29 protein-coding genes and 1 pseudogene are annotated in these 24,969 nt (G+C 66.9%); 13 read left to right on the forward strand and 17 right to left on the reverse strand.

The genetic code is table 11. The features are described from left to right. Positions 1 to 99 precede the first annotated feature (99 nt). Complete coding sequence (locus MKCMC460_RS11540; protein ID WP_238305740.1) at positions 100 to 2,550, forward strand: LGFP repeat-containing protein; 2,451 nt, start codon at positions 100 to 102, stop codon at positions 2,548 to 2,550. Positions 2,551 to 2,570: 20 nt separating this feature from the next. Here the strand turns inward: MKCMC460_RS11540 and lexA are convergent, their stop codons facing one another. Further along, positions 2,571 to 3,251, reverse strand: a complete 681-nt coding sequence (gene lexA, locus MKCMC460_RS11545) for a transcriptional repressor LexA (RefSeq protein ID WP_236976406.1) — start codon at positions 3,249 to 3,251, stop codon at positions 2,571 to 2,573. Between the two features lie 446 nt (positions 3,252 to 3,697). Between lexA and MKCMC460_RS11550 the strand changes: the two genes are divergently transcribed. The 3 genes from MKCMC460_RS11550 to MKCMC460_RS11560 all read left to right on the forward strand — a co-directional run bounded on the left by MKCMC460_RS11550 (position 3,698) and on the right by MKCMC460_RS11560 (position 5,177). Further along, positions 3,698 to 4,051 (forward strand): LysM peptidoglycan-binding domain-containing protein, encoded by a 354-nt coding sequence (locus tag MKCMC460_RS11550; RefSeq protein ID WP_238305742.1) that lies wholly within the window; start codon positions 3,698 to 3,700, stop codon positions 4,049 to 4,051. Positions 4,052 to 4,219: 168 nt separating this feature from the next. Beyond that, complete coding sequence (gene nrdR, locus MKCMC460_RS11555) at positions 4,220 to 4,681, forward strand: transcriptional regulator NrdR (protein ID WP_236976404.1); 462 nt, start codon at positions 4,220 to 4,222, stop codon at positions 4,679 to 4,681. A 10-nt stretch (positions 4,682 to 4,691) separates the two neighbouring features. Further along, positions 4,692 to 5,177: a peroxynitrite isomerase gene (locus MKCMC460_RS11560; protein ID WP_236976403.1), complete on the forward strand. Its 486-nt coding sequence runs from the start codon at positions 4,692 to 4,694 to the stop codon at positions 5,175 to 5,177. A 12-nt stretch (positions 5,178 to 5,189) separates the two neighbouring features. Here MKCMC460_RS11560 and MKCMC460_RS11565 read toward each other — a convergent pair whose 3' ends face one another. From MKCMC460_RS11565 to sthA, 4 genes are all read right to left on the reverse strand, one after another. Next, entirely contained in the window at positions 5,190 to 5,876 is a 687-nt protein-coding gene (locus MKCMC460_RS11565; protein WP_238305744.1) for a PhzF family phenazine biosynthesis protein, read from the reverse strand. 12 nt (positions 5,877 to 5,888) lie between these two features. Further along, positions 5,889 to 6,914, reverse strand: a complete 1,026-nt coding sequence (locus MKCMC460_RS11570) for an alpha/beta fold hydrolase (protein WP_238305745.1) — start codon at positions 6,912 to 6,914, stop codon at positions 5,889 to 5,891. 37 nt (positions 6,915 to 6,951) lie between these two features. Beyond that, positions 6,952 to 7,944 carry a proteasome assembly chaperone family protein gene (locus MKCMC460_RS11575; RefSeq protein WP_238305747.1) on the reverse strand — a complete coding sequence of 331 codons (993 nt, stop codon included), beginning with the start codon at positions 7,942 to 7,944 and terminating at the stop codon, positions 6,952 to 6,954. 150 nt (positions 7,945 to 8,094) lie between these two features. Beyond that, positions 8,095 to 9,501: a Si-specific NAD(P)(+) transhydrogenase gene (sthA, locus tag MKCMC460_RS11580; protein ID WP_236984242.1), complete on the reverse strand. Its 1,407-nt coding sequence runs from the start codon at positions 9,499 to 9,501 to the stop codon at positions 8,095 to 8,097. A 112-nt stretch (positions 9,502 to 9,613) separates the two neighbouring features. On the opposite strand from sthA, the pseudogene MKCMC460_RS11585 reads away from it, so the two are divergent. Further along, positions 9,614 to 10,670 (forward strand): annotated as a pseudogene (locus tag MKCMC460_RS11585) (DUF4192 domain-containing protein). 16 nt (positions 10,671 to 10,686) lie between these two features. Here MKCMC460_RS11585 and ideR read toward each other — a convergent pair. The 3 genes from ideR to MKCMC460_RS11600 all read right to left on the reverse strand — a co-directional run bounded on the left by ideR (position 10,687) and on the right by MKCMC460_RS11600 (position 13,053). Then, positions 10,687 to 11,379, reverse strand: a complete 693-nt coding sequence (gene ideR, locus MKCMC460_RS11590) for an iron-dependent transcriptional regulator IdeR (protein WP_238305749.1) — start codon at positions 11,377 to 11,379, stop codon at positions 10,687 to 10,689. A 156-nt stretch (positions 11,380 to 11,535) separates the two neighbouring features. Next, positions 11,536 to 12,507 carry a sigma-70 family RNA polymerase sigma factor SigB gene (gene sigB / locus MKCMC460_RS11595; protein WP_236976400.1) on the reverse strand — a complete coding sequence of 324 codons (972 nt, stop codon included), beginning with the start codon at positions 12,505 to 12,507 and terminating at the stop codon, positions 11,536 to 11,538. A gap of 147 nt (positions 12,508 to 12,654) precedes the next feature. Next, on the reverse strand, positions 12,655 to 13,053 hold the full coding sequence (locus tag MKCMC460_RS11600) for a DUF3099 domain-containing protein (RefSeq protein WP_370653112.1): 399 nt from the start codon (positions 13,051 to 13,053) through the stop codon (positions 12,655 to 12,657). A gap of 76 nt (positions 13,054 to 13,129) precedes the next feature. On the opposite strand from MKCMC460_RS11600, the gene MKCMC460_RS11605 reads away from it, so the two are divergent. Beyond that, entirely contained in the window at positions 13,130 to 13,369 is a 240-nt protein-coding gene (locus tag MKCMC460_RS11605; RefSeq protein ID WP_180918064.1) for a DUF3039 domain-containing protein, read from the forward strand. Here MKCMC460_RS11605 and MKCMC460_RS11610 read toward each other — a convergent pair whose 3' ends face one another. Both MKCMC460_RS11610 and MKCMC460_RS11615 read right to left on the reverse strand, forming a co-directional pair. Next, the gene (locus MKCMC460_RS11610; RefSeq protein WP_236976396.1) at positions 13,370 to 14,362 is read right to left on the reverse strand and encodes a YihY/virulence factor BrkB family protein; all 993 of its coding nucleotides are present in this window, start codon (positions 14,360 to 14,362) and stop codon (positions 13,370 to 13,372) included. Positions 14,363 to 14,426: 64 nt separating this feature from the next. After that, a complete protein-coding gene (locus MKCMC460_RS11615; RefSeq protein ID WP_055578419.1) occupies positions 14,427 to 14,612 on the reverse strand; it encodes a hypothetical protein in 186 nt (61 codons plus the stop codon). Positions 14,613 to 14,756: 144 nt separating this feature from the next. On the opposite strand from MKCMC460_RS11615, the gene MKCMC460_RS11620 reads away from it, so the two are divergent. Then, positions 14,757 to 15,104, forward strand: coding sequence for a DUF952 domain-containing protein (locus MKCMC460_RS11620; RefSeq protein ID WP_236976395.1), 348 nt, complete (start codon positions 14,757 to 14,759; stop codon positions 15,102 to 15,104). A gap of 131 nt (positions 15,105 to 15,235) precedes the next feature. Here the strand turns inward: MKCMC460_RS11620 and MKCMC460_RS11625 are convergent, their stop codons facing one another. Further along, complete coding sequence (locus MKCMC460_RS11625; protein WP_370653166.1) at positions 15,236 to 16,720, reverse strand: RNA polymerase sigma factor; 1,485 nt, start codon at positions 16,718 to 16,720, stop codon at positions 15,236 to 15,238. Between the two features lie 172 nt (positions 16,721 to 16,892). Continuing rightward, positions 16,893 to 17,699 (reverse strand): polyphosphate--glucose phosphotransferase, encoded by an 807-nt coding sequence (gene ppgK / locus MKCMC460_RS11630; RefSeq protein WP_236976393.1) that lies wholly within the window; start codon positions 17,697 to 17,699, stop codon positions 16,893 to 16,895. Positions 17,700 to 17,813: 114 nt separating this feature from the next. Between ppgK and MKCMC460_RS11635 the strand changes: the two genes are divergently transcribed. Then, positions 17,814 to 18,698, forward strand: a complete 885-nt coding sequence (locus MKCMC460_RS11635) for an inositol monophosphatase family protein (RefSeq protein ID WP_236976392.1) — start codon at positions 17,814 to 17,816, stop codon at positions 18,696 to 18,698. 14 nt (positions 18,699 to 18,712) lie between these two features. On the opposite strand, the gene cei is transcribed toward MKCMC460_RS11635, so the two are convergent. Then, positions 18,713 to 19,366 (reverse strand): envelope integrity protein Cei, encoded by a 654-nt coding sequence (gene cei, locus MKCMC460_RS11640; protein ID WP_236976391.1) that lies wholly within the window; start codon positions 19,364 to 19,366, stop codon positions 18,713 to 18,715. Positions 19,367 to 19,565: 199 nt separating this feature from the next. On the opposite strand from cei, the gene MKCMC460_RS11645 reads away from it, so the two are divergent. Continuing rightward, on the forward strand, positions 19,566 to 19,868 hold the full coding sequence (locus MKCMC460_RS11645; protein ID WP_236976390.1) for a DUF4193 domain-containing protein: 303 nt from the start codon (positions 19,566 to 19,568) through the stop codon (positions 19,866 to 19,868). Positions 19,869 to 19,877: 9 nt separating this feature from the next. Here MKCMC460_RS11645 and MKCMC460_RS11650 read toward each other — a convergent pair whose 3' ends face one another. Beyond that, positions 19,878 to 20,357: a DUF3093 domain-containing protein gene (locus MKCMC460_RS11650; RefSeq protein ID WP_236976389.1), complete on the reverse strand. Its 480-nt coding sequence runs from the start codon at positions 20,355 to 20,357 to the stop codon at positions 19,878 to 19,880. 25 nt (positions 20,358 to 20,382) lie between these two features. On the opposite strand from MKCMC460_RS11650, the gene dut reads away from it, so the two are divergent. Continuing rightward, on the forward strand, positions 20,383 to 20,847 hold the full coding sequence (gene dut, locus MKCMC460_RS11655) for a dUTP diphosphatase (protein ID WP_236976388.1): 465 nt from the start codon (positions 20,383 to 20,385) through the stop codon (positions 20,845 to 20,847). 42 nt (positions 20,848 to 20,889) lie between these two features. Next, positions 20,890 to 21,666 (forward strand): DUF3710 domain-containing protein, encoded by a 777-nt coding sequence (locus tag MKCMC460_RS11660; protein ID WP_236976387.1) that lies wholly within the window; start codon positions 20,890 to 20,892, stop codon positions 21,664 to 21,666. Here the strand turns inward: MKCMC460_RS11660 and MKCMC460_RS11665 are convergent. Then, positions 21,653 to 22,363, reverse strand: a complete 711-nt coding sequence (locus MKCMC460_RS11665; RefSeq protein ID WP_236976386.1) for an alpha/beta fold hydrolase — start codon at positions 22,361 to 22,363, stop codon at positions 21,653 to 21,655. The two genes, MKCMC460_RS11660 and MKCMC460_RS11665, sit on opposite strands and share 14 nt — an antisense overlap. A gap of 155 nt (positions 22,364 to 22,518) precedes the next feature. On the opposite strand from MKCMC460_RS11665, the gene MKCMC460_RS11670 reads away from it, so the two are divergent. Together MKCMC460_RS11670 and MKCMC460_RS11675 are read left to right on the forward strand one after the other, a co-directional pair. After that, positions 22,519 to 22,887: an OB-fold nucleic acid binding domain-containing protein gene (locus MKCMC460_RS11670; protein ID WP_236976385.1), complete on the forward strand. Its 369-nt coding sequence runs from the start codon at positions 22,519 to 22,521 to the stop codon at positions 22,885 to 22,887. Between the two features lie 33 nt (positions 22,888 to 22,920). Next, positions 22,921 to 23,583, forward strand: a complete 663-nt coding sequence (locus MKCMC460_RS11675) for a DUF3159 domain-containing protein (RefSeq protein WP_236976383.1) — start codon at positions 22,921 to 22,923, stop codon at positions 23,581 to 23,583. Here MKCMC460_RS11675 and MKCMC460_RS11680 read toward each other — a convergent pair. Further along, positions 23,580 to 24,248: a TrkA family potassium uptake protein gene (locus MKCMC460_RS11680; RefSeq protein ID WP_236976381.1), complete on the reverse strand. Its 669-nt coding sequence runs from the start codon at positions 24,246 to 24,248 to the stop codon at positions 23,580 to 23,582. The two genes, MKCMC460_RS11675 and MKCMC460_RS11680, sit on opposite strands and share 4 nt — an antisense overlap. Beyond that, positions 24,245 to 24,916 carry a TrkA family potassium uptake protein gene (locus tag MKCMC460_RS11685; RefSeq protein WP_236976380.1) on the reverse strand — a complete coding sequence of 224 codons (672 nt, stop codon included), beginning with the start codon at positions 24,914 to 24,916 and terminating at the stop codon, positions 24,245 to 24,247. Before MKCMC460_RS11685 ends, MKCMC460_RS11680 begins: the two co-directional genes overlap by 4 nt. Positions 24,917 to 24,969: the final 53 nt, after the last annotated feature.

Here is a 24,969-nt window from a genome sequence, read left to right on the forward strand (position 1 = left end):
ATGCGAGCCCGGCGACGATGCGGACCGTTGCGGGGAAACGGCCCACGGCGGTGAATCCGCCGGCTCGCCAGGTGGGCAGGGCATCGGCTGGGAGGCTTGGTGAACGGGCAGAGAGGTCAATTGAGCAGGCTGTTCGGGCGGGCGTTACTCGGCTTGGCGGCTACTGCGCTGGCCGTCACGCTGATGGCGCCGACCGTCTCGGCGTCCCCGATCGGCGATGCCGAGGCGGCCATGATGGCCGCTTGGGAGAAAGCCGGCGGCGACACGTCGACGCTGGGAGCCCGCAAAGGCGACGTATATCCCGTCGGGGACGGATTCGCACTGGAATTCGACGGCGGCAAGATGTTCTACACGCCGGCCACCGGCGCCAAATACATGTTCGGACCGATCCTGGCCAAGTACGAGGCGCTGGGCGGTCCGGCAGGCAGCGATCTGGGTTTCCCGACCATCAACGAGGTTCCCGGCCTGGCCGGACCCGACAGCCGGGTCAGCACCTTCGCCGCCAGCGACAACCCGGTGATCTTCTGGACCCCCGACCACGGCGCGTTCGTGGTTCGCGGCGCGCTCAACGCGGCGTGGGACAAGTTGGGCAGTTCGGGCGGCGTGCTGGGCGCCCCGATCGGTGACGAAACCTACGACGGCGAGGTGACCTCCCAGAAGTTCACCGGTGGCGAGGTGTCCTGGAACCGCAAGACCAAGGAGTTCACCACCAATCCCGCGACCCTGGCCGAGCAGCTCAAGGGCCTGCAGGTAGCGATCGACCCCACGGCAGCCATCAACATGTCCTGGCGCGCCGCCGGCGGAGCGAACGGCCCATTGGGCGCCAAGAAGGGCGGTCAATATCCGATCGGCGGCGACGGGATCGTCCAGGACTTCAACGGCGGCAAGATTTTCTTCAGCCCGGCCACCGGAGCCAATGCGGTCGAAGGGCCGATTCTGCAGAAGTACGAGGCGGTCGGGGGACCGGTCAGCAGCGACCTGGGTTTTCCCACCGCCAATGAGGCCGACGGCGGCATCACGCCCGCCAGCCGGATCGCGACATTCTCCGCCGCCGACAAGCCGGTGATCTTCTGGACGCCCGATCACGGCGCGTTCGTGGTGCGCGGTGCCATGAAGGCCGCGTGGGACAAGCTCAAGGGCCCCACCGGGAAACTCGGCGCCCCCGTTGGGGACCAGACCATGGACGGCGACGTGGTGTCGCAGAAGTTCACCGGCGGCAAGATCTCGTGGAACCGCGCCAAGAACGCCTTCAGCACCGATCCGTCGAACTTGGCGCCGTTGCTGTCCGGCCTGCAGGTCGCGGGGCAGAACCAGCCGAGTAACTCCGCGTCCCCGCCGCCGGCTAAGAAGTTCACCTTCCACTGGTGGTGGCTGGTCGCGGCCGTACCGGTGCTGCTGCTCCTGCTGATGTTCGTATTGGTGTTGGTGGGCATGCGCCGTCGCCGCGCCGCCGGCCAGGTTGTACCCGAGTACGAACGAGAACCGGAACTCGATGTGGGCGCCGGCTACGAGCCCCGCGCCGACGTGCCCTGGGGGCACGACGACATCGACTACGGTTCCGAGCGATTCCCGCCCGTCGACGAGCAGTTCGAGGAGCATGCCGACTCCGGTCCGGCCGGGCGGGTCAGCTGGTCCCGGGGCGGGCTGGTCGGCGGCGCGGAGCCCGGCCGGGACGTCGGCGGCGACATCGATCGCGACGTTGCCGACGCTGAGCCGCGCCTCGACGACGAGTATGACGACGAATTCGCCGAATATGCGGCTGTGGGCGACGAGGGTTACGAGTCGGGGGAGCTCGCGGAGTTCGGCGACGACGAGGATCCCGACGCGGTGGGCACCACTCCGATTCCGATCGTGACGCGCAGTGCCTCCGGCGAGTTGATCGTGGAGGAACCGGCGGCCGCCGAGCCCGTCACGCCGGAAGTTTTCGAAACCGACGTCATGGTGCCGCAGACGCACTTGCCCGGCATCGGCGTGCCGGAAGTGGATGCGCTGGAAAGCGATGTGCCGGAGAGCTTCCCGGACGATGAGTACCTGAACGACTTCTACGCCGACGCCGAACCCGCCGATACTGAATCGGCTGCTGCCGAATCCGCTTTCGCCGAACACGCTTTCGCCGAAAACGCAGCTGCGGAGTCCGCCTACACCGAATCCACATATGCCGAAACCGACGAGACCGAACCCGCCGACGAGGAGTCGCCGGACTTCGCGTCTCCGCCGGAGGCCGCCCCCGTCCCCGAGGTTCGGACGGGCCGGCATGCAGCTGCGGAGCCAGCCGGGTACACCGCGGAGGCCGATACGCCGTATGCGGCTGCGCCGCGGGCCGAGGCGCCGGTGGCAGTGCCCGCGGGCAGCGCCGCAGTGCGTCCCACCATCCATCTGCCGCTTGACGATGACCCGTATCGCGCGCCGGACGGCTATCCGATCAAGGCCAGCGCCCGGTTCGGCCTGTACTACACGCCCAGCAGCGTGCTGTACCACGACACCTTGGCCGAAATCTGGTTCGCCACCGAGGACGCTGCCCGAGCCAATGGCTTCGTGCGAGCTGATTAAGCGCTCGCGCCGGCGCCGGGTTAGACCTTGCGGATAACGGTGACGACTTTGCCGAGCACGATCGCGTCGTTACCGGGAATGGGATCGAACGCGGGGTTGTGCGGCATCAGCCACACCTGACCGCCGGCCCGCTTGAACGTCTTCACGGTCGCTTCGCCGTCGATCATGGCGGCCACGATGTCACCGTTGTCGGCGACGTTCTGCTGACGCACGACCACCCAGTCGCCGTCGCAGATCGCGGCTTCGACCATCGATTCACCGACAACCTTGAGCAGGAACAGCGTCCCTTCCCCGACCAGCTCGCGCGGCAGCGGGAAGACGTCCTCGACGGCCTCTTCGGCGAGGATAGGACCGCCTGCGGCGATCCGTCCGAGAACGGGGACGAAGGTGGGTTCTGGTAATGCGTCGGAACCGGCAACGTCGGTAACCGGCGGTGTCACTGCGTCATCGGCGCCGCGCACGTCAACCGCGCGCGGTCGGTTCGGGTCGCGGCGTAGGTAACCTTTGCGCTCCAGGGTGCGCAGCTGATGTGCTACTGACGACGTCGACGTCAGGCCCACCGCGTCACCGATCTCGCGGATGCTCGGCGGATACCCGCGGGTGGTCACCGAGGAGCGGATTACTTCCAGGATGGTGCGCTGCCGCTCAGTCAGCGCGTTGTCGACCGCGTGCAAGCCCGAGGTGTCGTTGCTGTCGCTCATGGCTCCGAATGTAACCGCATCCGCGTCAAGAATCAAACATGTGTTCGACCGGCGCGTCGGGGTCCGGATCGGGCGCGTCGATCTGCGCAAATTCGTCGAATCACAAGTGTGTAACTTACCGATGGATCGGGTATTTAACAGTCACCAGCTGGTTGCACCGACTAAACCCTGTCGGTGGTGTGCTCTACCGTTTTGCTCGTGCGACACGCCTCGCTCAAATGTTCGGATATCGAACACATGAGCGACTAGTGTCGAACACACGAGCGATATGTAGTCGACCGGAGGGAACGGCATGACACTCATCTACGCGGGTCCGCACCGCAACGGCAGCACGCAGAGCCCGCTGAACAGGCCTGTCAACAGGCCCGCCAGTGAGTCTCCCTCCTATCGGGCGGGGCGCAACCGGTCGGTCCGGCCGGGGCCGGCCCCGACCCGCCGGTGCGCCGATGCAGTACTACGGCACCGGCGTCGTTCGGTCCACCGCCACGCACCACCGCCGGCCGGTCAGCGTGCGGACGACGATCGGCCTGGCTCTCCTCGCCGGGGTCATCACCGTCTGGCTGGGGCTGATGGCGAACTTCGGCAGCATCATCAACGGTGACTCGGCCGAGTCGACGAGCAAGATGCCTGCCGCATTGGCCGTGGTGCGAGTCGAGCCGGGGGAGTCTTTGCAGGACCTGGCCGCCCGGGTCGCTCCCGGCGCGCCCGTTCACGACGTCGTCGAACGCATCCGCGACCTGAACGCGCTGGACTCGGGGTCAGTCTCGGCGGGGCAGACACTGATCGCGCCGGTCGGCTGACGTCCATCGCCGCCGCAGCTTGAATAGGTAAGCGCACCAGCGCTTTTCCACTACCAGAGATCGAGGAGGATCTACTCCTAGCGTGCGCATTGGCCCGGCTGAGCGGCGCACGGGTACTCTCGGGGTGTTCTGCGGACCCCGTAACGTCAGCGCGGCGAAGGAGCGGCCATGCATTGCCCGTTCTGCCGGCATCCCGACTCCCGAGTGATCGACTCCCGGGAAACCGACGAAGGCCAGGCAATTCGTCGTCGTCGATCCTGTCCGGAGTGCGGACGCCGGTTCACCACCGTGGAAACCGCGGTGCTCGCGGTAGTCAAGCGCAGCGGCGTCACCGAGCCGTTCAGCCGCGAGAAAGTCATCAGCGGTGTTCGGCGGGCCTGCCAGGGGCGCCAGGTGGACGATGACGCCTTGAACCTGCTGGCTCAGCAGGTGGAAGATGCCGTGCGGGCCGCCGGGCCGGAGGTGCCCAGTAACGAGGTTGGCCTGGCCATCCTGGGTCCGCTGCGCGACCTCGACGAGGTGGCCTACCTGCGCTTCGCCTCGGTGTACCGATCCTTCTCGTCCGCAGACGATTTCGAGCGCGAGATCGAGGCACTGCGGGCTCACCGTAACGTGTCGGCGCCCAACTGAGCAGGCATCGGTGACGCCGGAACTGCACCCCGAACTGGCCGAGCTGGCCCCGCTGCTGGGTACTTGGGCGGGAAAGGGTTCCGGTGAGTATCCGACGATCGAACCCTTCGAATATCTCGAAGAGGTGGTGTTCTCCCACGTCGGCAAGCCATTCCTGATCTACGGGCAAAAGACCAGGGCGGTCACCGACGGGAAGCCGCTGCACGCCGAAACGGGCTATCTGCGGGTGCCGCAACGCGGTCACCTCGAGCTGGTGCTGGCGCATCCCAGCGGTGTCACCGAGATCGAGGTCGGTAACTACTCGGTCAGCGGTGACGTCATCGAAATGGAGACGGTCACCTCCGATATCGGTCTGACGCCGACAGCCAAACACGTAACCGCCCTTGGGCGTTCCCTGCGAATCGACGGCGACCAGTTGTCCTATTCGCTGCGCATGGGTGCGGTCGGTCAACCCGTGCAGCATCATCTGTCGGCCGTGCTACACCGCAAATCCTGACCGGCGTGCGCGTCAATCGATCTGTCGCACAGTGTCTTCGGTGACGCGGCCGGCGATCCGGACCCATGTTCGCGGACTCCAGCGGGTTTCGATCACCGATCCGTTGCCCTGCGTGATCACCAGATCCCTGCTCAGGTAGTCGGTCAGCCGCATGGCCGCCGAACCGGTTGCCTGGTCCTCGGCCACTCCCAGGTTGGCGGCGAACATCCGGGCCCGGACAGCCCCGGCGGACCGGTCGGCCCAGGCCCAGAGGTAGTGCGCGACATCGTCGGAGTAGTCGGCGGGATCGGCGGACACGACCGCGTCCGGTGACTCCAGATCGTGGATGGCGAAGTCGGGTGCCCACTCCGCGGGTGCCTCGATGGCGGTGCGATCGTCCTCGTAGCTCACCTGCACCAGGCCGGCCGGCACCTGCAGAGTGTTGACCGGCAATCCGCGTTCGCGTAACCACCACGACGCGCCGACGGTCGGGTGGCCGGCGAAGGGCAGCTCGATTAGCGGTGTGTAGATGGTGGCCTGAGCCGAAGTGGAATCGGCGGTCGGCATCTCGACGAAAACCGTTTCGCTGTAACCTAATTCGGTTGCGACGCGCTGCCGTTCGGTGGCATCGACCACGTCGGCGTCCACCACCCCCAACGGGTTGCCGAACCTGCCGTCGGAGTCGGTGAAGACCCGCAGCACGGTCACGTCGACGGTCATGAAGCTTCTGACCTAGGTTGCGCTGCGCTCGTCGGCTCCCATGGCGTTGAGCACCGCGACTCGGGTGTCGGCAGGCCCGGTGATCGTGCGCTCGCCGCCACCGGAGCGAAGCAGTTCCCGCAGCGCGGCCTGGTCGTATTCGGGGGGCACGGTGCTGTCGATGAATCGCTGCACGACGTCGAGGAACCGGGCCGGGTCGTCGTGGAAGGGGAAATGGCCGGCGTCGGAGAATATCTCGATCCGAGAGCCGGGCATCGCGGCGTGGGCCATGTAGGCGTGCTGGACGGGGATCACGGAATCCTTTTCGCCCCAGACGATCTGCACCGGGATGGCTTCGGTCAGATAACATCGGTCCAGCATTGTGACGATCTGTCCGCGCCAGTCCACCACCGCTCGCAGCGTGCGGGTGAACGCCGACGAGGCGGTCGGCTCGGGCAGGTCGTTCAGGATCCGCAACATGTTGGGCAGATCGCGGCCGATGGCCGTCGAACCCAGCGCGCGGCCGGCCAGCTGGCCGAGCAACTGAACCGCCGGCAGCACCATCGGCAGCCGCAACAGCGCCAAGGCTTCAGCGCCCATCGGCAGCGACGCGAACCGCAGCGCGATGTTGACGTCCTTGGTGACGCCCCCGGCGCCCACCAGGATCAGCCGGTCGACCAAATGTGGAAACTGGTAAGCGAATTGCATCGCCACACCGCCGCCCAGAGAGTGCCCGACGATGGTCACCCGCTCGATGTCGAGCACGCTGAGCAGGTCGCGCATGCCGTTGGCGTAGGCAGCGGCCGAGTAGTCGGCGCGCGGCTTGTCGGACTTGCCGTGCCCCAACAGGTCCGGGGCGATCACGGTGAAGCGCTGAGCCAGTTTGGCGTGGATCGGCGCCCAGGTCGTCGAATTGTCGCCGATGCCGTGGATCAGCAGGATCGCCGGACCGGACCCCGCTATCCGGAAGGCCCGCTTGTAGCCGTGGATGGTGCGGTACTGCAGCGACGGGGATGTCACTTCCCGCACCGGGCGAAGATTGCGCGTCCGCTCGGGCATGTCGCCAACCTCGTTGTCGTCAGGACGTCACGCAGCGTTAGCCCGTGTCGTCGTCGTCACGCTTCTTCTCGGCCTGCTGAGCCAGAAAACGCTCGAACTCTGCTCCGAGTTCATCTCCGCTAGGCAGGTCCTCGTCTCGCGTCAGCAAGGACCTGTTTTCCTGAGCGTCGATGAACGCATCGTACTGGCGCTCGAGTGCCGTCACCACTTGAGCGACTTCCGCGCTCGCCCGAACCTGTTCGTCGATTTTGGCCCGGATCTCGGCGGCCGCCTCGGCCAGCGCCGTCAGCGGCAGTTCCAGAGAGCCCGTCTTGGCGACCTGCTCGAGCAATGCCTGCGCTGCCGCGGGATAGTCGGTCTGGGTCAGGTAGTGCGGGACGTGGACGGTGAATCCGACGACCTCGTGGCCGTGCTGGGCCAAGCGGTATTCGAGCAGGTTGGCCGCGCTTCCGGGGACCTGGATCTCGGAGATCCACGGTTGAAAGTCGCCGATGAGGTCCGGGTTGTTGGAGTGTGCGGTCATCGTGACGGGCCGGGTGTGCGGGACGGCCATCGGGACGGTGCCCAGACCGATGGTCCGTCGCACACCGAGCCGCTCGGACAGCAGCCGCACCGCGGTGATGAAGCGTTCCCATTTCAGGTCCGGCTCCATGCCGGCCAGCAGCAGGAACGGGGTGCCGACGCTGTCGCGCAGCGCGTACAGACTGAGCTCGGGGTCGTCGTATTTGGTGAAATGGTCGGTCTTGAACGTCATCAGCGGCCGGCGGGAGCGGTAGTCCAGCAGTTCGTCGATCGCAAAGGACGCCACCAGCTCGGTGTCCAGGGCCGCTTTGAGGTGCGCGGCGGCCAACCGGATCGCATGGCCGGCGTCGGAGAAGCCCTCCAGTGCGTGTACCAGCACCGGTCCGCGGCCGTCGGACGCCGACAGTTGAGGCGCCGGGAACTCCAGCTCATACATGCCGGATTGCCCGGGCTGGTATTCCTGCGCCTGCCCGGGCGTGTGGTCGGACCGTGCTTCATCCTCGTACATGGGTGGAGCCTCCTCTCGGGGGTCTCAAGGCGTATCCAGGGTGCCCCAAACAGTCTCTCTCAATCGCTGGTGGAACGTGCGATTGCGTCAGCGGAATTTGCTGACACTCGTATCAACGCATCAGGGCGAATTTCTATTCGCTTGCTGCGTTCAGCGCAGGAACTGGCTGAGGGCGCGCATCTTGTTCGTGACATCCAGGGCGGCGACCTTGTAGGCCTCGGAGAACGTCGGGTAGTTGAACACCGCGTCGACCAGGTAGTCGACGGTTCCGCCGCATCCCATGACGGCCTGCCCGATGTGGACCATCTCGGTGGCGCTGGTGCCGAAGATGTGCGCTCCGAGCAGCGTGCGGTCGCGGGTGGACACCAGCAGCTTGAGCATGCCGTAGGAGTCGCCGGCGATCTGTCCGCGGGCGAGTTCCCGGTAGCGGCACACTCCCACTTCGTAGGGGATCGAGTTTTTGGTGAGCTCCACCTCGGTGGCTCCGACGTAGGAGATCTCCGGGATGGAGTAGATGCCGATCGGCTGCAGCGCGGTGATGCCGTCGGTCGATTCGCCGAAGGCGTGGTAGGCGGCCAACCGGCCCTGGTCCATTGAGGTCGCCGCCAGCGCCGGGAATCCGATGACGTCGCCGACGGCGTAGATGTGTTCGACTTTCGTCTGGAACTGGTCGTCGACGAAAATCCTGCCGCGATTGTCGGTTTCCAGGCCCGCGTTCTCCAGGCCGAGGTTCGCGGTCTGGCCTTCGCGCCCGGCGGAGTACATGACGGTCTCGGCGGGAATCTGCTTGCCGCTGCCCAGCGTGGTGACGGTGCCCGCGGCGCCGACGTCCACCGCGGTCACCTCCTCGCCGAACCGGAAGGTCACCGCAAGGTCGCGCAGGTGGAACTTGAGCGCTTCGACGATCTCCGGATCGCAGAAATCGAGCATGGTGTCGCGTTTTTCCACCACCGTCACCTTGGTGCCCAAGGCGGCGAACATCGACGCGTACTCGATCCCGATCACCCCGGCGCCCACCACGACCATCGACGCCGGCAGCGATTTCAGGTCCAGGATGCCGTCGGAGTCCAGCACGCGGCGCTCGTCGAACTCGACTCCGGACGGTCGCGCCGGTTTGGTGCCGGTGGCGATGACGATGTAGTCGCCGCTGACCGTCACACGCTCACCCTGGGAGTCTTCCTCCACCAGGATGGTGTGCGGGTCGACGAACCGGCCGTGGCCCAGGACCAGGTCGATGCGGTTGCGCATCAGCTGTGAACGCACTACGTCGACCTGCTTGCCGATCACATGCTGAGTGCGGGCCAGCAGGTCGGCCGGGGTGATCTTGTCCTTCACGCGGTAGCTCGCGCCGTACAGTTCGCGCTGGCTCATTCCGGTCAGGTAGACGACCGCCTCGCGCAGGGTTTTCGACGGGATGGTGCCGGTGTTCACGCAGACCCCGCCGACCATCCGGCCACGCTCCACGATCGCGACCGACTTGCCCAACTTGGCCGCGGCGATGGCGGCCTTCTGTCCGCCTGGCCCTGATCCGATAACGACCAGGTCGTATTCGCGCATGGAAGTCATGAGATAGACGATAAGGCCCACAGTCGCGACTTTCTCCACAAGCGGGCGCCGAATCACGTTGTGCGAGCACCAACTGACGGTGCCGGTCGTCAGCGTGGTCGTCATGACGAAGCATCGAAACGACTTTGAACTGAACCGCCCCGGCTCGTTGATCGCCGCGCTGCCCGCCATCCTCGGCTTCGTGCCGGAGAAATCGCTGGTCTTGGTGTCGTTGGAGCGCGGTGGATTGGGCGCGGTGATGCGAGCCGACCTGGACGAGGGCCTGATCGACCGGGTGGACCAACTGGCCCAGGTTGCCGCCGGCGCCGAGCCGGAAGCCGCGATCGTAGTGATCGTCGATGCCGAGGGTGCGCACTGTTCGGTGTGCAACGAGGAGTATCGGCGGCTGTGCGAAGCGCTCAACGATGCCCTTGCCCGGTACGACATCGAGTTGTACGCGGCGCATGTGGTCGACGAGATTGCGCGCGGCGGGCGCTGGCACTGTGTTGACGACTGCGGTGCCCACGGGGGGGTCGATGATCCGTCGGCGTCACCGCTGGCCGCGGCGGCGGTGCTGGACGGCCGCCGCCTCTATCCCCGGCGTGCCGACCTGCAGGCGGTGATCGCGCAGGACCCGCTACGTGCGGCCGCGCTGGCACCGGCGGTCGAGAAGGCGGCCAAGGTACGGGAGAAGGCGCGCCGGGCAGACGCCGCGGGCTGTTGCCGTAACGACGTTGAGAACGTCTTGGCGGTCGCTGCCCGCTTCATGGACGGCCAATCGTTGTCGGATGCCGAAGTGGCTCGGCTGGGCTGTGCCCTGACCGATACCCAGGTGCGCGACACGCTCTACGCCCTAGCCGTCGCCGAGAGCGCCGACGCGGCGGAGTCGTTGTGGTCGGTGCTGGCGCGGCAGCTGCCACAGCCGTGGCGGGTGGAGGCCCTGGTGCTGCTGGCGTTCAGCGCCTACGTCCGCGGCGACGGACCGCTGGCGGGGGGTGTCGCTGGAGGCCGCGCTGCGCTGCGACCCGGATCATCGGATGGCGGGGATGCTGGATACGGCGTTGCAATCGGGGTTGCGGCCCAACGAGATTCGGCGCCTGGCCAACACCGGGTATCAACTGGCCGAGCAGCTCGGAGTGCGCATGCCGCCGCGGCAGAAATACCGCCGGCGCGCCGGTTAGGGGACTGGCGGGTGGATCAGACCTTTTCGACTTTCACGGCGTGGGCCATCTCATGCGGCAGGGTGACGTTCTCGTGACCGGGGATCACGATGGTCACCCCGCCGCCGGGGCTGGTCTCCACCGTGACGCGCGCGTTGGGCACCACACCGGCGTCCTTGAGCCTGGTGATCAGGTCGATGTCGCCCTGGACGTGTTCGGTGAGCTGGCGGACGACGACGGCGACCGGTGCCCCGCCCGGCAATTCGGTCAGGCGGACCAGGTCGGCGTCCGCGGCGCGGGACTCCGGGCCGACGCCGAGGTCCAACAGACCCGGGATCGGATTGCCGAACGGGGAGGTGGTCGGATTGTCGAGCACCTTGACCAGCCTGCGCTCGACGTCCTCGCTCATCACGTGCTCCCACCGGCATGCTTCGGCGTGCACTTCCTCCCACGGCAGCCCGATCACGTCGACCAGCAGGCGCTCGGCGAGGCGGTGCTTGCGCATCACCGCGATGGCCAGTGCGCGGCCCTTGTCGGTGAGCTCGAGGTGACGGTCACCTGCCACGCGGAGGAGCCCGTCGCGTTCCATCCGCGAGACGGTCTGGCTGACGGTGGGCCCGCTCTGTTCGAGGCGTTCGGCGATCCGGGCACGCAGCGGCGTCACGCCCTCTTCTTCGAGGTCGTAGATCGTTCGCAGGTACATCTCGGTGGTATCAACCAAGTCGTTCATTTAGCATCCTCCGTTGCCGCCGAGTCTACTTCGCCAGCCGCGCGAGTGGTTCGTGCAAAACGCCCCACCGCAGCAGTATGCCCGCCGCGCAACCGCGGCGGGCACACCGTCTCCGATAAAGCTTGCCAAACTACATCGGCTGCTCCGACATTGGCCTCAGCTGGCGTAGGACCGCAACCGATCAGCCCGCTCGCCGTGGCGCAACTTGCACATGACATCGCGCTCGATCTGCCGCACCCGTTCCCGGGACAGTCCGAACAGCTTTCCGATCTGATCCAGGGTGCGCGGCTGGCCGTCGTCCAGGCCGAAGCGCAGGCGGATCACCTGGTGCTCACGCTCGTCGAGAGTGGCCAGCACGCTGCGGATGTCGGTGTGCAGCAACTCGGCGATGACCGCGTTCTCCGCCGACATAGCCTCGGCGTCCTCGATGAAATCACCGAGCGGGGCCTCCTCTTCGGAGCCGACCGGCATGTCCAGGCTGACCGGGTCGCGACTGTGCTCGAGCAGATCGTTGATCTTCTCGACCGGAATCCCGGACTCGGTGGCGAGCTCCTCGTCGGTGGCCTCGCGCCCCAGGTTCTGGTGCATCTCACGCTTGATCCGGGCCAGCTTGTTGACCTGCTCCACCAGATGCACCGGCAGCCGAATGGTGCGGCTCTGGTCGGCCATGCCCCGGGTGATGGCCTGACGGATCCACCAGGTCGCGTACGTGGAGAACTTGAAACCCTTTGTGTAGTCGAACTTTTCCATCGCGCGGATCAGACCCAGGTTGCCTTCCTGGATGAGATCCAGCAGCGGCATGCCGCGGCCGGTGTAGCGCTTGGCCAGCGAAACCACCAGGCGCAGGTTCGCTTCCAGCAGATGACGGCGTGCGGCCTCACCATCGCGCACCACCGCGGCCAGGTCGCGTTTCCGATTCTCGCCGAGGCGCTTTCGGGTTTCCAGCAGATGCTCGGCGTAAAGGCCGGCCTCGATGCGCTTGGCCAGTTCGACTTCGTCAGCGGCGTTGAGCAACGCCGTCTTGCCGATGCCGTTCAGATATACGCGAACGAGGTCAGCTGCTGGGCTCTGAGCATCCAGATCGCCGTCAATGCGGCTTGTGGTCGCCCTCTTTGTGGCATCGGCCATTGCGCCCTCCCGGTTGGCTTGACTTGTAAGTGGTTAACGAGAAGCCCGGTCGCAGAGTTCCCACGAGGTTGCGATCTCACACGCTGTGACGTGCAGAAATACAGAGGTGACCTGAGAATGTGCTGAGAAGTGAGGCGAGTGGACCGGTTAGTCGGAACTGTCCGGGTCGATCGTCTGCCATTCCGCCTGCGCCGGGCGTCGCGGCTCGAGCGCCGGCCGCTCCGCGGTCGGGAACAACGGCGTCCGCCCCCGACCGTCGTCGAAGCGTCGCGGTTCTTCGGCGCTGCGCGGCGGGCGGTCGTTGGCGATCAGCACCGCCATCCACGGCAACGGTATGGAGGCCGCCACGATCAACATGCAGATGAGCCCGTTGTGCCAGGCGCCGTAAGCGAACGCGGCCAGCAGCAGTGCGGGGATCCGGAATGCCATCAAAGTCAGGTATTTACGCACCCGCGCCCGATGCTGCTCCTCGTAGGAGGTGGCAGCAGCAGTGATCAGTACTGGTTTGCCCTCTTCGTCGAAACCCAGCTGCGGGCCGCGCTTCATCCCTCCACTGTTGCACACCTGAGCATGTTGTGGTTCCCCGGTGTCAGGCGGCAGGTCAGGATGCACAATGTTAGGCATGGAGACCCAGACGATTGAGCGCACCGACGCCGATGAACGCGCCGATGACGGGACCGGCAGCGACACTCCGAAATACTTCCACTACGTCAAGAAGGACAAGATCGCCGAGAGCGCGGTGATGGGCAATCACGTTGTCGCGTTGTGCGGAGAGGTTTTTCCGGTGACCAAGGCCGCCAAGCCGGGCTCGCCGGTCTGCCCCGACTGCAAACAGATCTACGACCGGCTCAAGAAGGGCTGATCACGTCTTCGGCTGCGCGGGCGCGGGATCTGGACTCGCTTTCGGGGTCGGAGGCGCCGGATCCTCCCTGCCGGACAGGGCCGCGGTCCGGCCGACCAACCATTTGCGGAGACGGTGTGCGTGCGTCGCAGGCGCCGGCCATTCCTCCTGGATGGCGGCGTTGAGTTCGGCGCCGATCATGATCGAGAAGCCACCGAAGAAGGCGAACAACAGGAACGCGATCGGTGTGGCGAGCGCGCCGTAGGTGTAACCGGTGCTGCCGATCCATCTCAGGTAGAGCCGCAGGCCAAGGGTGGCCACCAGGAACACCACAGTGGCCAGCACTGTGCCCGGTATCAGCCGATGCGTCGGCAGCGGGACCGGCAGCGCCACCCGGTACAGGACGGTCACCCCGGCCATCAGGCCGAGAATCAGCGCCGGGTAGTAGCCGTAGTGCAGCAGGTTCTGCAGGCCGATCGGGATGTGTTCGCTGACCTTGCGGGGTCCGACCACCGCCACCGGTGCGGTCGCCACCACGAAAATCAGCATCATGATGTACAGGAACAGCGCGAAGAACCGCTGCCGGACCGGATGGCGCAACGGCGTCTGGTCGTGAGCGTCAACGATGGCGTCCACGAACGAGGAGATCGCCGATGACCCCGCCCACAGCGAGATCAGGAAGCCCAGGGATGCCACCTCGCCGCCGGCGGTGGCGGTGATGTCCCGGATCGTAGGCTCGATGATCTCGTTGACCACGTTGGGGGAGAAGAAGTTTCGGGCCGTCGACAGAATGCTCTTGGTGATGGACGACAACGTGTCCGCACCGAACAGCGGAGCCACCCACGCCAGCGTCCCCAGTATCCCCAGCAGCAGCGGTGGCGTGGAAAGGCAGGTCCAAAAACCCGCTTCGGCTGACTCGGAGAAAATCGAGTCGTCCCAGGCTTTGGACAGAGTCCTTTTGCTGAGGTGCCAAACGTGATGGCGGGAAGGCTTAGGAGCTTGCGCGACGGTCATCCCGTCCAGCATTACTCACGAAGACCCGCCACGCTGCATTGGCCCCGGGCGAGTTCGGCGGCAATTACTGGCCGCTGACCTCCAGGACGGCCGCCAGCTCCGCCAACTTCGCTTCGTGCTTGTTGGCGTGGTGCTGGCAGAAGAGGAGCTCAGCACCCGAAGGCAGCTTGGCGCGGACCCGAGCGGCGGCACCGCAGCGGTCGCAGCGGTCCGCGCGAGTGAGCTCGGGACTGGTCAGAGTTGCGTTCATGGCTCCTCCGTTCTGGCGATAAATTCACTCTGTCAGACGTTCGGAGTTTTTGCCTTGTTCCCCGACCGTTATTGGGTGTGTCGTTTCTCACGAATATTTGCCCAAATTTGGGGCAGGGTAATCCTCGTGTTACAAACCCCGGAAATGTTGGTGCGGTTGTGCTCTGAGCAGGAGTGGGCCGACGCCCGCCGCGCCGGCTCGATCAGTCCCGAAGCCCCCGGTTCGGGTGCGGAGACCTTCGTGCATCTGTCGACGCCTCAGCAGGTGCACCTGCCGGCGAACCGCCTCTACGCGGGTCGCCGGGACATGGTGCTGCTGTACATCGATGCCGCGGCGTTGGTCGCACCGGTGCGGTGGGAGCCGGGGGTGCCGGGCGACCCCGAGTCGATGCTGTTTCCGCATCTGTACGGCGCGCTGCCGGTGAGTGCGGTGGTCGAAGCGGTGGCCTATCCGCCGGCCGCTGACGGTTCGTTCCCGCCCGTGCAGACGTAGGCCACCGTCGCGCCAACCTAGACAAGAGCACTTCCGATGCGGCGCAGAGCATCTCGTGTCTGAGCCGGCAAGACGTGCTGGCGGGCGCCTGGCAGGGGCCACAGTATCGATGCGGCGGCCGGGAGTCGCCCCTAGTCCAGGTAGTCCCTCAGCACCTGCGAACGGCTCGGGTGACGCAGCTTCGACATCGTCTTGGACTCGATCTGGCGGATGCGCTCCCGGGTGACCCCGTACACCTGACCGATCTCGTCCAGCGTGCGGGGCTGACCGTCGGTAAGCCCGAAACGCAGCCGCACCACGCCGGCTTCGCGCTCCGAGAGCGTGTCCAGCACCGACTGCAGCTGATCTTGCAGCAGGGTGAAGGAAACGGCATCGACGGCGACAACAGCTTCGCTGTCCTCGATGAAATCGCCCAGCTGGCTGTCGCCCTCGTCGCCGATGGTCTGGTCCAGCGAGATGGGTTCCCGGGCGTATTGCTGGATCTCCAGCACCTTCTCCGGGGTGATGTCCATTTCCTTGGCCAACTCTTCGGGAGTCGGCTCGCGGCCCAGGTCCTGCAGCAGCTCGCGCTGGATCCGGCCCAGCTTGTTGATCACCTCGACCATGTGCACCGGGATGCGGATGGTGCGGGCCTGGTCGGCCATGGCCCGGGTGATGGCCTGGCGAATCCACCAGGTGGCGTAGGTGGAGAACTTGTAGCCCTTGGTGTAGTCGAACTTCTCCACCGCGCGGATCAGGCCCAGGTTGCCTTCCTGAATGAGGTCCAGGAACGCCATGCCACGGCCGGTGTAGCGCTTGGCCAGCGACACCACCAGCCGCAGGTTGGCTTCCAGCAGATGGTTTTTCGCGCGGTCACCGTCGCGGCAGATCCACATCATGTCGCGGCGCTGCGCGGCGGGCAGCTTCTCGCCACGATCGCTCAGCTCCACCATCAGCTGGGTGGCGTACAGGCCGGCCTCAATCCGCTTGGCCAGCTCAACCTCTTCCTCGGCGTTGAGCAGCGCCACCTTGCCGATCTGCTTCAGGTAGGCGCGAACCGAGTCGGCCGACGCGGTGAGCTCGGCGTCCTTACGCGCTTGTCGCAGGGCCTCGGACTCGTCTTCGTCCCAGACGAAGTCCCCGGACGCCTTGTCCTTCTCGGTGGGCTCGGTGATTTCCTCTTCGTCCTCGGCGGCAGCCTCGTCGGCCACCCCGGACGGGGTCACCTCGCCGTCCTCGACGTCACCTGTCTCGAGGTCGGCGTCGACGGCCACGTCTTCCTCGAGGTCGTCGAGGGCAAGATCGGCAGCATCGATTTCGAGATCCTCGCCGGGCTCGACGTCGATGTCGGTGTCGATCTCCACGGCTGCGTCCAGAGCGACGTCGCCGCCGACCGAGGCGTCGTCTGCCGGCTTTGCCGCGCGCGACGAGGGGGCCTTGGCCGCCTTGGCGCGGGTCTTCTTCGGAGCCTCGCCGGGCGCCTCGTCGTGCTCGGTCTCGGCGGTCTTCGTTGCCCGCTTCGCAGGGGCGGTGCCGTGGGCGGCCTTGGCCGCCGTGCGCTTGGCTGGAGACTTCGTGGCGGTGCGCTTCACCGGCTCATCGGTCGCCGGAGTTACCTTCGTCGCTGCCACATACACCCCTTCGGTTGGACGCACTTCCGGTGGGTCTGGGCATGGTTGACCGAAAGTGTCTGTTATGTCGAATGTCGGCGTTTGATATCAGCGTGAGTATCGCGCGCTATCGGTTTGGGCGGCCGCCGACGACCATTGTAACTTCACCGCCCACGCGTACCGGTCGAGCGGCGAAAATTCAGTGCGTCACGTCTTGGGTCGACGCCATTGCCGCCCCCACGATTCCGGCGGCGTTCTGCAGGGTGGCGGGCACCACCGGGGTGCGGTTCTCGAGCAGATGTACCCACTTGTCGGCCTTGCGGCTGATCCCGCCGCCGGCGATGAACAGGTCGGGCCAGATCGCATTCTCGATGGCGACCAGCACCTTGGTCACCTGCTTGGCCCACTTCTCGTAGCTCCACCCGTTCTTTTCCTTGACCGACGACGCGGCCCGGTGTTCGGCCTCCTTGCCGCCGACCTCGAGGTGGCCGAACTCGGTGTTGGGGATCAGCTTTCCGTTGTGTATCACTGCCGAACCGATGCCGGTTCCGAAGGTGAGCAGCACGACCAGACCCTCGTGGCCCCGGCCCGCGCCGTAACGCTCTTCGGCCAGCCCGGCCGCGTCGGCGTCGTTGAGGATGGTGACTTCCTGGCCGTTGAGTGCGGTGCTGATGATGTCGCGGGCGTTGGTCCCGATCCAGGCTTTGTCGACGTTGGCCGCCGTCTGCACGATTCCGTGCGTGACCACCCCGGGATAGGTCACGCCCAGCGGGCCCGTCCAACCGAAACCGTTGACGACCTCGGCGATGGTCTTGGCGACGGCCGCGGGCGTGGCCGGCTGGGGGGTGAGCAGTTTGATCCGGTCGCCGATCATCTGTCCGGTTTCCAGGTCGACGATCGCGCCCTTGATGCCGCTGCCGCCGACGTCGATGCCGAATCCTCGGCGCTGCGGCGGGTGACCGGTCGGTGTGTCCGACGGATCGGGCCCCGGGACGCTGCTGGTCATCGCGATCTCCTCGATGAGACTTGGTGGTGCGCCCACCATAGCGACCTTGCGGGGGTGCGGTGGTGAGGCGGGATGGGCCCGTTGGGAAGTCAGCACTTGTGATGCGATAGACCGGTGACCCCACTGGATAACGAGCCCGCGAAGTTGCGGGCGGTGGCCGAACAGCTCGCGGCCGAGGCGGCGGCGTTCGTGCGCCGCCGGCGGGTCGAGGTGTTCGGCGATGCCACTCGAGCCGGATCCACCTCCGAGGTCGACGCCGTCCGCGCCAAGACCACGCCCACCGATCCGGTCACCGTGGTCGACACCGACACCGAAAACCTGCTCCGCGACCGGTTGGGTCAGCTTCGGCCCGGCGATCCGATCCTGGGCGAGGAGGGCGGTGGCCCGCTCCAGGACACCGGCGGTGCGCCGGCCGGGGCCGCAGCGGTCACCTGGGTGCTCGATCCGATCGACGGCACCGTGAACTTCGTCTACGGGCTACCCGCCTACTCGGTGTCGGTCGGCGCGCAGGTCGACGGCGCGTCGGTCGCGGGCGCGGTGGCCGATGTCGTTGCGGGGCGGGTGTATTCGGCGGCGGTTGGGTGCGGGGCGCACGTCACCGACCAGCACGGGACGCAACGGCTGCGCTGTACCGACGTCGACGATCTGTCAATGGCGTTGTTGGGCACCGGTTTCGGGTATTTGCCGGCGCGCCGCCGCCGGCAGGCGGCGCTGCTGGCCCAGCTGCTGCCGGTGGTCCGCGACGTGCGGCGCATCGGGTCGGCCGCGCTGGACTTGTGCATGGTCGCGGCGGGTCAGCTGGACGCGTTCTACGAGCACGGTTTACAGGTGTGGGATCAGGCCGCGGGTGCGCTGATCGCCGCCGAGGCCGGCGCCCGGGTGGTCTTACCGGGGCCCGATGTCCGCGGCGCCGGACTCGTGGTGGCGGCCGCACCCGGCATCGGCGACGCCTTGCTGGCGGCCCTCGATGACGCCGGCGGGCTGGAGCCGCTGGATTGACCTGATTGACGCGGTCAGCAGCTGGTGGAGTGGATCTTCGCCAGCAGTGTGTGATCGGCCGGTTCGGTGGCGCCGGGCCGCAGGGTGGCCAGCACGGCGTCGATGTCGTCGTTGTGTGCCAGCGAATTGAAGTCGGTGCCCAGGGCGAGGTCGACGGAGTCGTCGCCGCGGTTATCGCGGAACAGTTCGGTGCACGGCGCGACCAGCCACAACGCGGCCGCAGTGGCCTGCCCGGCGGTGCCGAACCGGATCTGGCCCTGGCAGGTCAGGCGGGTACCGGCGTAGATCGGGTCGTTGCTGGCGGTCGGCTGCGCGAAGCCCAGATCCTGCAGCGCCCCCGCGACGTCGCCGGCCTGGCCGCCGCGGCCGCTGGCGTTGAGGACGCGGACTTTGGTGTCGCTGAGTTTGGCGGGCGCCACGTCGATCATGTCCGATCGTGACACCGGCTCACCCAGCTTGGCGGGGGGCGCGGTGCCGACAGGCTCCGGCGGTGGGTTGCACACGGCGACCTCGCGGACGTCGGCCGGGCGGGTCAGCGCCACCGTCCACACCACGCCGGTGACCACGATCAGGAAGATCACCACGATGATCGCGGGGCGGGGGTTGCGGCGCCGGAACGGCCGACCGTGCTTGTCGAAGGCGGTACCCTCGGTGATGTGTGCAACCACAGGTGCACTCTAATCGCACCGTGACAGCGCCGTTTGAGGCCGCGTACAGCGGGCAAACACCCCCATGTGACACAAATCACACCCGATTCGCCGGCAATACGGGCACGAATCATTTGGTGCAGGCGTTCGACGCTGGTACAAAGCGTTGCTTGATCTTTTGCGGGTAATGATGCTTTGAGGGGATAGGACGGGGAAGAGGATGCCTACCGACTACGACGCTCCACGGCGTACCGAGACCGACGACGTCTCGGAAGACTCACTGGAGGAGCTCAAAGCACGACGGAACGAGGCCGCCTCGGCGGTGGTGGACGTCGACGAATCCGAATCCGCCGAGTCTTTCGAACTGCCCGGCGCGGATCTGTCCGGTGAAGAGCTGTCCGTGCGGGTGATTCCCAAGCAGGCTGACGAGTTCACCTGCTCGAGTTGCTTCCTGGTGCAGCACCGCAGCCGCCTGGCCAGCGAGAAGAACGGCCTGATGATCTGTACCGACTGTGCGGCCTGACGGCGGCAGTCAGCTTCTGAGCGCCGACAACACCCGCTGCGGGTGACGGCAACTCACCAACCAGTACGGCGTCGGGTCGTCCGGATCGTCGAGGACCAGCAGCACCATCGGGCCCACCCAGGCCCGATGCACCACGAAGGCTGCCGGATCCAGTTGCCGGCCCAGCGCCGCCGATTTCGCGGAACGGACTATCTCGGCGGACCGGCAGACCACGCTGACCGGCAGATGTGCCTCGCCCGCCCACAGTTCGACCCCGTCGGCGCCGTCGCTGACCCGGATCTCCACCCGCCCGAGCCACAGCAGCACCCCGGCCGCGACCGCGAACAGAACGCCGTAGGGCAACCAGTCCGGCAGCGCCCGCACTCCCACGTTGACTTCGGCCGCGATCAGCGCCGCCAATCCGAAACCCAATGGCCACCACCACCAGGGCACCCACAGCCGCTCGCGATACCGCAAGCTGTGCTGCGCGATGTCGCGCGTATCGGACACGCGGTCAAGGGTAATCTGTGCCCCCGTGTCGACCAGTCTGGCCATCGTCCGTCTCGATCCGGGGCTGCCCCTGCCCAGCCGCGCGCACGAAGGCGACGCCGGGGTGGATCTATTCAGCTCCGAGGATCTGGAACTGGCACCCGGGCACCGGGCCCTGGTCGGTACCGGCGTAGCCGTCGCCATCCCGTTCGGCATGGTCGGATTGGTGCATCCCCGCTCGGGATTGGCGTCCCGGGTCGGACTTTCCATTGTCAACAGCCCGGGAACCATCGATGCGGGCTATCGTGGCGAAATCAAGGTCGCGCTGATCAACCTGGACCCCGCCACGCCGATCGTGGTGCACCGTGGCGACCGCATCGCGCAGCTGTTGGTGCAACGCGTCGAGTTGGTGGACCTGGTCGAGGTCTCGTCGTTCGACGAGGCCGGGCTGGCCGAGACATCCCGCGGCGAAGGCGGTCATGGGTCCTCCGGTGGACACGCGAGTTTGTGAGACCGGGGATGCGGACCGAGGCGAGGAAAAGGGGTGGCGCTGATGCCGGCATTCGGTAGACGCACACGCAAGGACGACAGCGCTGCGGACGAACACCCGGACACGCCCGTCGACCCGCCGGCGCCGCCGGACGGTGACGACGACGGCGGCGGGGAACTCGAGGGCCCGTTCGACATTGAGGACTTCGACGATCCCGCCGTGGCCGAGTTGGCCCGGCTGGACCTGGGCTCGGTGCTGATCCCGATGCCCTCCGCGGGGCAGGTGCAGGTCGAGCTGACCGAGACGGGGGTGCCCAGCGCCGTCTGGGTGGTGACACCCAACGGTCGGTTCACCATCGCGGCCTACGCGGCGCCCAAGAGCCCCGGGCTGTGGCGCGAAGTGGCGGGCGAGCTCGCCGAATCGCTGCGCAAGGATTCGGCCAAAGTCTCGATCAAGGACGGCCCGTGGGGTCGGGAAGTGATCGGCACCGCCTCCGGAGTGGTTCGCTTCATCGGGGTGGACGGCTACCGCTGGATGATCAGGTGCGTGGTCAACGGGCCGCACGAAACCATCGACGCGCTGACCCAAGAGGCGCGGGAAGCGTTGGCGGACACCGTGGTTCGCCGCGGGGACACCCCGCTGCCGGTGCGCACGCCGTTGGCGGTGCAGCTGCCCGAGCCGATGGTCGAGCAACTGCGGGAGGCGGCGGCCGCGCAGCAGGCCGCCGAACAGGCGGCCGCGCAAGGCGACGCGCCGCAACCGGCGAACGAGCCGGTGGCCCGTCGCAGCGCCGACGGCTCGGCCATGCAGCAGTTGCGCAGCACCATTACCGGCGGCTAGCCGCCTCGCTGAGCGCGGCCAGGCAGGCCGCTCCCAAGGCGGCCGTATCGGCGCCCATATCCACCAGGGTCACCGTGCGCAGCGCCGCCTGCGGTGCAGCGGTCACCCAGTCGACGGCCACCTGCAGCGGGTGAATCGGATCGTCCACCGCGGCCACCACACCCAGCGGCGGGAGCAGCCGGCTCAGCTCGGCGAGTCGCGGCGCTGCGTACGACGCCGCCTCTTCCATCGCCTCGGGCAGTTTGGGCCATTGCGCCCGCCACGACCGGGCGAGCTCGTCGGCCAGCCAGGACGGGCTCGATGCCCGCATCTGCGCCGTCGTCGCCTCGAGCCCGTCGCGGCGCAGTTGTGACGCGGTGTAGCGCGCGGCGTGCGCGGCCGGCGCCGCGGTGGGGTCGCCGAGCCAGGGCGGCAGCGCGGCCAGCACCGCGATCGTGCGGTCGGGATGAGCCAGTGCCCAGGTAGCGGCGACGGCCGCACCGATCGAGACGCCGCCGACGACAACCGGGCCGTGGCGCGCCGCGTCGTCCAGTGCCGCGCGGTAGCCCTCGATCAATCGGCCGGGGTTTGGCGCAGGTGTGATCAACACCGCACCGAAATCCTCTAACGGACCCGAAAATGCCCGGTAGACGTAGTTATCGTCGGACCCGGTCCCCGGTAACAACACGGTGGTGACACCGCGTAAATCGACAGCCACCTCCTCATACTGCCCGGTAGCTCGAAGCGCTCGAATATCGGTGGTTTCGCCGATGTGGCGGATGGGAACCAACAGGTCTACGGTGACCGTTGCAGTGATGGAATGCGGTTAGCTATCGAGCGTTCACAACGACGTCGAGTTTGTCAGGAGTGGCCATGGGGGCCCAAGGGTATCTACGCCGGCTCACCCGTCGGTTGACGGAAGACCCGGAGCAACGCGACGTCGAAGAACTCTCCGACGAGGTCCTCAATACCGGTGCGCAGCGCGCCATCGACTGCGAGCGCGGCCAGGAGGTCACCATGGTGGGCACGCTGCGCAGCGTCGAGACTAACGGCAAAGGGTGTTCCGGTGGAGTCCGCGCCGAACTGTTCGACGGTAGTGACACCGTGACGCTGGTGTGGCTGGGCCAACGGCGCATCCCCGGCATCGACTCGGGTCGCACGCTGCGCGTGCGCGGACGCCTGGGCAAGCTGGAGAACGGCACCAAAGCCATCTACAACCCGCACTACGAAATTCAGCGGTGAGCGGGCGGTCTATCGGGCCCGCACCGGACTCTGGTGAGCGCTAACCGGGGCGAGCGGCTGCTGGCGCAGGCGGGTGGCGTCAGCGGCCTGATCTACTCTTCGCTGCCGGTGGCGATGTTCGTCATCGTGTCCAGCGCCGCCGGTCTGATGCCCGCGATCGGCGCCGCGCTGGGGACTGCCGCCGTGGTCATGGTGTGGCGACTGGTGCGCCGGCAATCCGTGCAGCCGGCGGTGTCGGGCTTCTTCGGCGTCGCCGTCTGCGCATTGATCGCCTACCTGGTCGGACAGTCCAAGGGCTATTTCCTGCTCGGCATCTGGACATCGCTGCTGTGGGCGGTCGTCTTCGGAGTCTCGATCGTGGTGCGCCGGCCGCTGGTGGGCTACCTGTGGAGCTGGGCCGGCGGGCGGGACAACAGTTGGCGTCAGGTGCCGCGGGCGGTGTACGCATTCGATCTCGCGACTTTGTGCTGGGCCCTGGTGTTCGCGGCGCGGTTCGCAGTCCAGGGCCACCTGTACGAGCTGGGCAGGACCGGCCTGTTGGGCGCGGCCCGGATCGCGATGGGCTGGCCGCTGACTGGGCTGGCGGCGCTGGTGACCTACGCCGCGATCAAGGCCGTCATGCGCGCCACCGGTGCCGGGGCCAGCGCTGCCGACCACGAGGCGATCGGCGCCGACGACGAGGCCGTCCTCGATTAATCCGCGGTCGGCGGCAGCAGCAGCGAGCGCAGGTCTTCTTCGGCCTCGGTGACCGCGACGAAGAGCAACTCGTCGCCGCCTTCGAGCGGTTCGTCGCCGTCGGGCACGATGACCCGCGGTCCACGCAGAATCGTCACCAGCGAGACATCGCGGGGCAGTTGCAGCTTGCGTACCGGTTTGCCGCCCCACGGGGTGTCGTCGGGCAGCGTGATCTCGACCAGATTGGCTTGGCCCTTGCGGAATTCCATCAGCCGGACCAGATCGCCGACGGCGACCGCTTCCTCGATAAGCGAGGCCAGCATGCGCGGCGTGGACACCGCCACGTCGACTCCCCAGGCATCGGTGAACAGCCATTCGTTGCGCGGGTCGTTGACCCGGGCCACCACCCGCGGCACCGCGAACTCGGTCTTGGCGAGCAGGCTGAGCACGACGTTGACCTTGTCGTCACCGGTGGCCGCGACGACGACGTCGAACTCCTCGAGGTGCATCTGCTCGAGCAGGCTCAATTCGCAGGCGTCGCCCAGCAGCCAGTGCGCGGCCGGGATGGCGTCGGTGTCGAGATGATCGGGGTTGCGCTCGATCAACGTCACGTCATGGGAGTTCGCCACGAGTTCGCGGGCCACCGAGCGGCCGACGGCGCCGGCCCCCGCTATAGCGACTTTCATTTGTCGATGTCCTCGCTGGGCGGCAGCGCCGCGATGGCCAGGGCTTCGGCGACGCGGCCGGATATCGCGGCGACATAGACCTGATCGCCGTTCTGCAGGACCGTCTTGGGTTCCGGCAGGATGCCGGTTCCGAACCGGATCAGAAACGCGATCCGCGCTCCGGTGGCCTGCTCGAGATCGGTGGCGCGGTACCCGACCCAATCCTCGTGCAGGACCACCTGAGCGACGGCGACGGTACCGGTCGGATCTCGCCACTTGGCGGTCTCGGTTTCCTGCGTCAAGGCGTTGAGCAGTCGATCGGTGGTCCACGGCACGGTGGCGATCGTGGGGATCCCCAGGCGCTCGTAGACCTCGGCGCGCTTGGCGTCGTAGATGCGGGCCACGACGCGCCGCACGCCGAAGGTTTCGCGGGCCAGCCGGGCCGAGATGATGTTGGAGTTGTCGCCCGAGGACACCGCGGCGAAGGCGTCGGCCTCTTCGATGCCGGCTCGCAACAGCACATCCCGGTCGAACCCCTGACCGAGCACCCGGTCCCCGGCGAACTCGGGACTGAGCCGGTTGAAAGCGGAACTGTCCCGGTCGATCACCGCGACGTCATGGCCGATCCGCGACAGCCCATCGGCCACCGAGGAACCGACCCGGCCGCACCCCATCACAACCACCCGCAATTGGACGTCCTTTCGGTCGGGTCCTGCGCGTCGCAAGCAAACGCTACCGGCAA

It is taken from the genome of Mycobacterium sp. 20KCMC460 (assembly GCF_022179425.1).
Lineage (GTDB): Bacteria > Actinomycetota > Actinomycetes > Mycobacteriales > Mycobacteriaceae > Mycobacterium > Mycobacterium kiyosense.

Bases quoted from the DNA above. Each gene is read 5' to 3' on its own strand.
- lexA (WP_236976406.1), bottom strand. From the start codon at position 3,251: ATGAGCGACAGCAACGACACCTCGGGCTTGCACGCGGTCGACAACGCG.
- MKCMC460_RS11550 (WP_238305742.1), top strand. From the start codon at position 3,698: ATGCAGTACTACGGCACCGGCGTCGTTCGGTCCACCGCCACGCACCAC.
- nrdR (WP_236976404.1), top strand. From the start codon at position 4,220: ATGCATTGCCCGTTCTGCCGGCATCCCGACTCCCGAGTGATCGACTCC.
- MKCMC460_RS11565 (WP_238305744.1), bottom strand. From the start codon at position 5,876: ATGACCGTCGACGTGACCGTGCTGCGGGTCTTCACCGACTCCGACGGC.
- MKCMC460_RS11570 (WP_238305745.1), bottom strand. From the start codon at position 6,914: ATGCCCGAGCGGACGCGCAATCTTCGCCCGGTGCGGGAAGTGACATCC.
- MKCMC460_RS11575 (WP_238305747.1), bottom strand. From the start codon at position 7,944: ATGTACGAGGATGAAGCACGGTCCGACCACACGCCCGGGCAGGCGCAG.
- sthA (WP_236984242.1), bottom strand. From the start codon at position 9,501: ATGCGCGAATACGACCTGGTCGTTATCGGATCAGGGCCAGGCGGACAG.
- ideR (WP_238305749.1), bottom strand. From the start codon at position 11,379: ATGAACGACTTGGTTGATACCACCGAGATGTACCTGCGAACGATCTAC.
- sigB (WP_236976400.1), bottom strand. From the start codon at position 12,507: ATGGCCGATGCCACAAAGAGGGCGACCACAAGCCGCATTGACGGCGAT.
- MKCMC460_RS11600 (WP_370653112.1), bottom strand. From the start codon at position 13,053: ATGAAGCGCGGCCCGCAGCTGGGTTTCGACGAAGAGGGCAAACCAGTA.
- MKCMC460_RS11605 (WP_180918064.1), top strand. From the start codon at position 13,130: ATGGAGACCCAGACGATTGAGCGCACCGACGCCGATGAACGCGCCGAT.
- MKCMC460_RS11610 (WP_236976396.1), bottom strand. From the start codon at position 14,362: ATGACCGTCGCGCAAGCTCCTAAGCCTTCCCGCCATCACGTTTGGCAC.
- MKCMC460_RS11615 (WP_055578419.1), bottom strand. From the start codon at position 14,612: ATGAACGCAACTCTGACCAGTCCCGAGCTCACTCGCGCGGACCGCTGC.
- MKCMC460_RS11620 (WP_236976395.1), top strand. From the start codon at position 14,757: ATGTTGGTGCGGTTGTGCTCTGAGCAGGAGTGGGCCGACGCCCGCCGC.
- ppgK (WP_236976393.1), bottom strand. From the start codon at position 17,699: ATGACCAGCAGCGTCCCGGGGCCCGATCCGTCGGACACACCGACCGGT.
- MKCMC460_RS11645 (WP_236976390.1), top strand. From the start codon at position 19,566: ATGCCTACCGACTACGACGCTCCACGGCGTACCGAGACCGACGACGTC.
- MKCMC460_RS11660 (WP_236976387.1), top strand. From the start codon at position 20,890: ATGCCGGCATTCGGTAGACGCACACGCAAGGACGACAGCGCTGCGGAC.
- MKCMC460_RS11670 (WP_236976385.1), top strand. From the start codon at position 22,519: ATGGGGGCCCAAGGGTATCTACGCCGGCTCACCCGTCGGTTGACGGAA.
- MKCMC460_RS11680 (WP_236976381.1), bottom strand. From the start codon at position 24,248: ATGAAAGTCGCTATAGCGGGGGCCGGCGCCGTCGGCCGCTCGGTGGCC.